Origin of the sequence: Saccharothrix sabaoui (genome assembly GCF_051756985.1) — a bacterium.
In the GTDB taxonomy this organism is placed as follows: domain Bacteria; phylum Actinomycetota; class Actinomycetes; order Mycobacteriales; family Pseudonocardiaceae; genus Actinosynnema.
This window is the reverse complement of the sequence record NZ_JBPKJK010000280.1, coordinates 1-6,381: the sequence shown is the minus strand read 5'-3', so window position 1 is coordinate 6,381 and position 6,381 is coordinate 1. Positions and strand designations below refer to the sequence as shown.

Sequence of the window (6,381 nt, the reverse complement as noted above, 5' to 3'; positions counted from 1 at the left end):
TCGATCTCGTTGCCGCTCAGCACGCCGCCGAGGTCGACGTGGTGGAGGTCCGCCACGTCGGTGACCTTGCCGATGCCGGTGAGGTCACCGATCCCGCCGGTCACGTCGCCGACGTTCGCGACGTCGCCGACGACCTGGCCCACGTTCGCCACGTCACCCACGTCCGCGATGTCGCCGATGTCGCCGACCTGCGCGATGTCGTGCAGGTCCAGGGCGTTGCCGGTGAGGTTGTCGGTGACGTTGTCGGACAGCACGTCGCCCACGTGCAGCTTGCCGGTGATGTCCTCGACCGAGCCGGTGAGGTGCGTCGTGCCGAGCACGTCGCCGGTCGCCACGCCGGAGGTGACGTCGCCGACCACGTCGGCCACCCGGCCCGTCGCGGTGATGTCCTCGACCCGGTTGAGCACGTCGGCGTCGAGGGAGCCCGCGAGGTCCCCGGTCACGTCGCCGGCCAGGTGCTGCGCGGCGGCGGCGACACCGGACACGGCGGCCGTGGCGGTGTTGTCGTCGAGGCCGTGGCCCAGCAGGTCCTCGCCCACCGGGATCGGGCTGTCGCCGAGCAGTTCGAGCAGGTCCTCGACGTCCACGCCGGTCAGGGCGGGGTCGAGGCCCCCGGTGGGCGCGTAGTCCAGGACCAGCGGCAGCACCTCGCGCACGTCCAGGGCGGTCAGGTCGCCGAGGCCGGCGGCGTCGAGCGACCCCTGGGGGTCGGCCTGGAACGCGGACCGGGCGTGCGGGTCGCCGATCAGGCTGAGCGTGAAGTCGTGCAGGGTCTGGACGGGGTCCATCGGTGTGCTCCCGGGAGTTGGGATCTGCTTGCCGGGGCAACGCTAGGTCCGCACCCATGCCCCTCACATCGGGTGACGCGCCTAGTTCGAACCGGTGACCCCCGATAGGGGGACTCCCCATTGGGCGCTTAGGGGCATGGGGGCTGCGGCGAGCACGACCCCGCAGCTACGCCGGCACCTCGGCCCACACCACCTTGTGCCGCGCGCCCACCTCGACGCCCCAGTGCACCGACAACCGGTTGACCAGCAGCATGCCGCTCCCCGAGTCCGGCCGGTCCGCCCTGCCCAGCACGGGCAGCAGGCTCGGGCTGCGGTCCCGCACCTCGACCCGGACCGCGCCCTCCACCCGGAACACCCGGACGCGCCACGGGCCCTCGGCGTGCCGGTGCGCGTTGGCCAGCAGCTCGGCCGTGATCAGCGTCAGGTCCGCGACGTGCCGCGCGTCGACCCCGTAGGCGACCTGCCGGACCCAACCGCTGACGGCAGCCGCGGACGGCGGGTCGTCGACGTGGCGGTCCACACCGTCGTCGGGCAGGTCGAGCGAGTTCATCAGCCACACCCCCGCGGCCCTGTGGTTTCAAGGCGCGCCCCCGGAGGTACCCCTTCCGGTTGACGCCAAACCCCGGCGTGCGGGCCGGGTTCACGGGGCGGTGGCGGGTCCCACCGGACCACCGGGGCGCGCCACCGGGCCGCGGTCGCCGCCGGCGGACCGCTCGGCCAGTTCCACGGCGAGCCAGCCGCCGAAGCCCGCCGTGAGCAGGCCCGCCCACGCGGCGCCCAGCGCCGACCACGTCGGCAGCCAGTCGGGCTGACCGAGGCGCAGCAGCCAGCTCGTCCCGTACAGCAGCAGCACCGCCGTGTTGGTCGTGCGGTACAGCATGCTGATCCGCCGCACGCGAGCGCCCAGCGCGTCGGGCGCGAGCACCCAGGCCAGCCACCGGCCGGCGGCGGTCACCGAGCCGAGCAGGACGCCCGCGGCGATGAGGTGCGCCGCGGTGACGGCGAAGTCGGCCCGCCCGGTCAGCAGGTGCAGCGCGTCGAACCCGACGGCCGTGGTCAGCAGGCCGAACGGGAACGCGGTGAGGTTGGGCGGCACGGCGTGCCGAGATGTCCGAGCACGACGTCGCATGGCCTCGTCCTTCCGGCGGTATTCCCTCGCGAGAGGCATACCCCGGACGGGCGAAGACCGCCCCGACGTCACCCGAAGGCGTGACGGTGGTCAGCGCAGGAAGTGGTCCAGGGTCACCGGGAGGTCGCGCACCCGCACACCGGTGGCGTGGTGGGCCGCGTTGACGATCGCGGCGGCCGTGCCGACGATGCCGATCTCGCCGACGCCCTTGGTGCCCATCGGGTTGGTGTGCGGGTCGTGCTCGTCGATCCAGTGCGCCTCCACGTGCGGCACGTCGCGGTTGGTGGCGACGTGGTACTCGGCGAGGTCGTGGTTGACGACGTGGCCGAACCGCTCGTCCAGCAGGCTCCGCTCGTGCAGCGCCATCGACAGGCCCATCGTCATGCCGCCGAGGAGCTGCGACCGGGCCAACCCCGGGTTGACGACCCGCCCGACGGCGAACACGCCCAGCAGCCGGGGCACCCGCACCTCTCCGGTGTCGGCGTGCACCCTGACCTCGGCGAACTGCGCGCCGAACGCGTGCATCGCGTACCGCTCGTCGTCGGGGTTCTCCGGCATCCCCGCGCTCGCCGCGTCCCCCTCCGCCGGGTGGTCGCCGAACCGCTCGCGGAACGCGCGGGCCGCGGCGACCACCGTGGAGCCCCACGACGTGATCCCGGAGGACCCGCCCGCCACGGACGCCTTGGGCAGCGCGGTGTCGCCGATCCGCAGCTCCACGTCGGCGAAGTCCACGCCCAGCGCGTCGGCGGCGACCTGGGCCAGCGAGGTCCACGTCCCGGTGCCGAGGTCGGCCGCGCCGATCTCCACCAGGTAGCGGCCCGACGCGGTCAGGCGCACGGTCGCCTCCGAGCCCGGCATCCGGTTCACCGGGTACGTGGACGAGGCCACGCCGGTGCCGACGAGCCAACCGTCCTCCTCGTGAGCCCGCCGGTCCGCCCAGCCGAACCGGCGGGCGCCCTCGCGCAGGCAGGCCACCAGGTTGCGGGTGGAGAACGGCTTGCCGGACTCGGGCTCGACGTCCGGCTCGTTGCGGACGCGGAACTCCACCGGGTCCACGCCGCACGCCAGCGCCAGCTCGTCGACCGCCACCTCGGGGCCGAACATGCCGGGGCACTCGCCGGGCGCGCGCATCCACGCCGGCACCGGCACGTCCAGCCGCGCCAGGCGGTGCGTGGTGCGGCGGTTCGGCGCGGCGTACAGGACCCTGCTCGGCACCGCGGTCTGCTCGGCGAACTCCTTGACCCGCGACGTCTGGCTGAACGCGTCGACCGAGATCGCGGTGAGCCGGCCGTCGCCGTCGCACCCGAGGCGGACGTGCTGCACGGTCGGGGTCCGGTAGCCGACCAGGGAGAACATCTGCTGCCGGGTCAGCGCGAGCGTCACCGGCGTGCCGGGGAGGACCTGCGCGGCCAGGCCGGCGAGGACGGTGTGCACGTGCGCGGTGCCCTTGGAGCCGAAGCCGCCGCCCACGTGCGGCGCGACCACGTGCACCCGCTCGGGCGGCAACCCGAAGGACGTCGCCACCGACTCGCGCGTGGTGTGCACGCCCTGCGTGGAGTCGTGCAGCCGCAGCTCGCCGTCCGACCACAGCGCCGTGGTGGTGTGCGGCTCCATCGGGTTGTTGTTGTACCAGGCGGTCGAGTAGGCCTGGTCCACGGTGAACGCCGCCTCCGCGAGCCCGCGCTCGACGTCGCCCAGCGCGGTGTCCGTCTCGGCGCCGCCGTTGACCTTCTCCGGCTTGTCCAGGTCGTCGCGGTCGGCGCTGAAGCGCGCGTCGTGCTCGTGCCGCTCGACGTGCGCGCGGACCAGCGACGCCGCGTGGCGGGCGGCCTCCGGCGTGCGGGCGACGACGACGGCCAGCACCTGGCCGCGGAACGACACGTCGTGGTGCTGGAGGGCGGCCAGCTCGGGGTCGTCGGTCGAGGCCAGGCGCGGCGCGTTGTCGGGCGTGAGCACGGCGAGCACCCCGTCCACGGCCTCGGCGGCCCCGGTGTCCACCGACACCAGCGTGCCGCGGGCCACCTCCGACTGCACGAGCGCCGCGTGCACGGGGTCCTCGACGCGCTGGTCACCCGCGTACGGCGCGGTACCGGTCACCTTGGCGGGGCCGTCCACCCGGCGCGGCGACGTGCCCATCACGCGGGGCAGCAGGTCGGTCATCGTCCCTCCCGGCTCAGCGCGCGCAGCGCGGACACGACGGTGTTGCGGGCCAGCGGCACCTTGAACGCGTTGTCGCCCACCGGCGAGGCGTCCGCCAGCTCGGCCCCGGCGGCGCGGCGGAACGCGTCCTCGTCCGCCGGCGCGCCGCGCAGCAGCTCCTCGGCCCGCCGGGCGCGCCACGGCTTGTGCGCCACGCCGCCGAGCGCGATCCGCGCGTCGGCCACCACGCCGTCCTCGACGCGCAGCACGGCCGCGACCGAGACCAGCGCGAACGCGTACGACGCCCGGTCGCGCACCTTGACGTAGGTCGACCGTGTGCCCGGTGGCAGCGGCGGCAGGTCCACCGCGGTGATCAGGTCGGCGGGGGAGAGCACGGTGTCGCGGTGCGGTTCGTCGCCGGGCAGCCGGTGCAGCTCCACCAGCGGCACGGTCCGCGGACCGCCGGGGCCGTGCACGCGCACCTCGGCGTCCAGCGCAGCCATCGCGACCGCCATGTCGGACGGGTGCGTGGCGACGCAGTGCCCGGACGCGCCGAGCACCGCGTGCTGCCGGGTGAAGCCGCCCAGCGCGGAGCAGCCGCTGCCGGGTTCGCGCTTGTTGCACGGCGTGGACCGGTCCTGGAAGTAGGAGCAGCGGGTGCGCTGGAGCAGGTTCCCGCCGGTCGTCGCGAGGTTGCGCAGCTGGCCGGACGCCCCGGACAGCAGCGCCCGCGACAGCACCGGGTAGTCGCGGCGCACCGCCGGGTGGGCCGCCAGGTCGCTGTTGCGCACGGTCGCGCCCACCCGGAGCCCGCCGTCCGGCAGCTCCTCCACCGCGTCCAGCGGCAGGCGGCTGATGTCGACCAGCACCTCCGGCTCGGCCACGCCGAGCTTCATCCGGTCCACCAGGTTCGTGCCGCCCGCCAGGAACGCCACCGACGCCGCCGCGCCGTGCGCCGCGCCGACCGCGTCGTCCACGTCCAGCGCCCGCCGGTAGTCGAACGGGATCACCGGGCGCCGCCCGCGCAGTCGCGCACCGCGTCGGTGATGCCCGCGTAGGCGCCGCACCGGCACAGGTTCCCGCTCATCCGCTCGCGGATCTCCTCGTCGGACAGCTCGACCGGCCCGGTGAGGTCGGGCGTGACCGCGCTGGGGTGACCCGCCTCGACCTCGGCCAGCACGCCGACCGCCGAGCACACCTGGCCGGGCGTGCAGAACCCGCACTGGAACGCGTCGCGCTCGACGAACGCCTCCTGCACCGGGTGCAGCCGCTCGCCGTCGGCGAGGCCCTCGGCCGTGGTGATGTCCGCGCCGTCGTGCGACACGGCCAGCGCGAGGCACGTGACGACGCGCCGCCCGTCCAGCAGGACGGTGCAGGAACCGCATTGGCCGTGGTCGCAGCCCTTCTTCGGCGCGGTCACCCCGAGCCGGTCGCGCAGCGCGTCGAGCACCGTCGTCCTGGTGTCCACCCGCAGCCGCCTGACCCGACCGTCCACCCGCAACTCGATCTCACCGTCCACGCCGGTCCCTCCGCCTCGACACGCCCCGGAGGCTTCCCGGTCGTGGCGGGCTCAACCCCCGGACCGGTCAGCCGTCCTCGCGGTCGGGGCTCTCCAGGCGGAAGAAGGTGCTCGGCGAGCCGTCCGAGCGCTTCTCCTGGTGGATGAAGTTCAACCGGCGGTGGTCGAAGGTGGCGAACCACTCGTCCCACTCGACGTGCCGCAGGTCGTCGCCGCCGTAGCCGGGGAAGTCGAACCGCAGCACGCCCAGGTGGTCGCCGTGCTCCGTGCCCGGCACGGTGGCGGGCACGGCGTCGCGCGCCTCGGCCCACTGCCGGATGACGTCGTGGTCGGTGGTGACCAGGCTGCGGCCCTCGCGCTCCGGCTCCTCGTCGGTCGAGGTGATCTCCTGGGAGTACTTGAGGCTCTTCGACGTGCCCTTGCCGGTCCGCACGCCGCCCTTGCCCCGGCCGCCCTTGCCCCCGCCGCCCTTGTCCTCGCCGGCCTTGCCCTCACCGCCCTTGTCCGCACCGCCCTTGCCCTCGCCGGCCCCGCCCCTGCCGGCCTTGCCCTTGCCCGCGCCGCCGGTCGAGTCGTCCTCGGAACGCGGTCGCGGCGCGCCGCCCGACGCCTCGGCGACGGCCCGCACCAGCTCGTCCTTGTGCATGTCGTGGGCGCCCCGCACACCGACCTCGGACGCCCGGTGCCGCAGCTCGGCCACGGTCATCCCGCTCAGGTCCTGCGTCTTCTGCTTCGTCATGTCGTCCTCCTCCGCCGCGGGCTACCCGGTCCGGTCCGCCCGATGCGCCGCGGGCGGCGGTTCGCCG

General features: G+C 74.8%; 7 protein-coding genes. All 7 read right to left on the bottom strand.

Features of this window, described 5'->3' with window-relative positions; genetic code table 11:
* The coding region (locus ACR807_RS40665; RefSeq protein ID WP_438926882.1) for an IniB N-terminal domain-containing protein at positions 1-788 on the bottom strand (788 nt) is incomplete at its 3' end.
* A 166-nt stretch (positions 789-954) separates the two neighbouring features.
* A complete protein-coding gene (locus ACR807_RS40660) occupies positions 955-1,338 on the bottom strand; it encodes an ATP-binding protein (protein ID WP_438926881.1) in 384 nt (127 codons plus the stop codon).
* Positions 1,339-1,428: 90 nt separating this feature from the next.
* Entirely contained in the window at positions 1,429-1,917 is a 489-nt protein-coding gene (locus tag ACR807_RS40655) for a DUF2231 domain-containing protein (protein WP_438926880.1), read from the bottom strand.
* Positions 1,918-2,007: 90 nt separating this feature from the next.
* Positions 2,008-4,077: a xanthine dehydrogenase family protein molybdopterin-binding subunit gene (locus ACR807_RS40650; protein WP_438926879.1), complete on the bottom strand. Its 2,070-nt coding sequence runs from the start codon at positions 4,075-4,077 to the stop codon at positions 2,008-2,010.
* Entirely contained in the window at positions 4,074-5,066 is a 993-nt protein-coding gene (locus ACR807_RS40645; protein WP_438926878.1) for an FAD binding domain-containing protein, read from the bottom strand. The genes ACR807_RS40650 and ACR807_RS40645 overlap by 4 nt, the downstream gene beginning before the upstream one ends.
* Positions 5,063-5,575: a 2Fe-2S iron-sulfur cluster-binding protein gene (locus ACR807_RS40640; protein WP_438926877.1), complete on the bottom strand. Its 513-nt coding sequence runs from the start codon at positions 5,573-5,575 to the stop codon at positions 5,063-5,065. The genes ACR807_RS40645 and ACR807_RS40640 overlap by 4 nt, the downstream gene beginning before the upstream one ends.
* Before the next feature lie 67 nt (positions 5,576-5,642).
* Positions 5,643-6,314 carry a hypothetical protein gene (locus ACR807_RS40635; RefSeq protein WP_438926876.1) on the bottom strand — a complete coding sequence of 224 codons (672 nt, stop codon included), beginning with the start codon at positions 6,312-6,314 and terminating at the stop codon, positions 5,643-5,645.
* Positions 6,315-6,381: the final 67 nt, after the last annotated feature.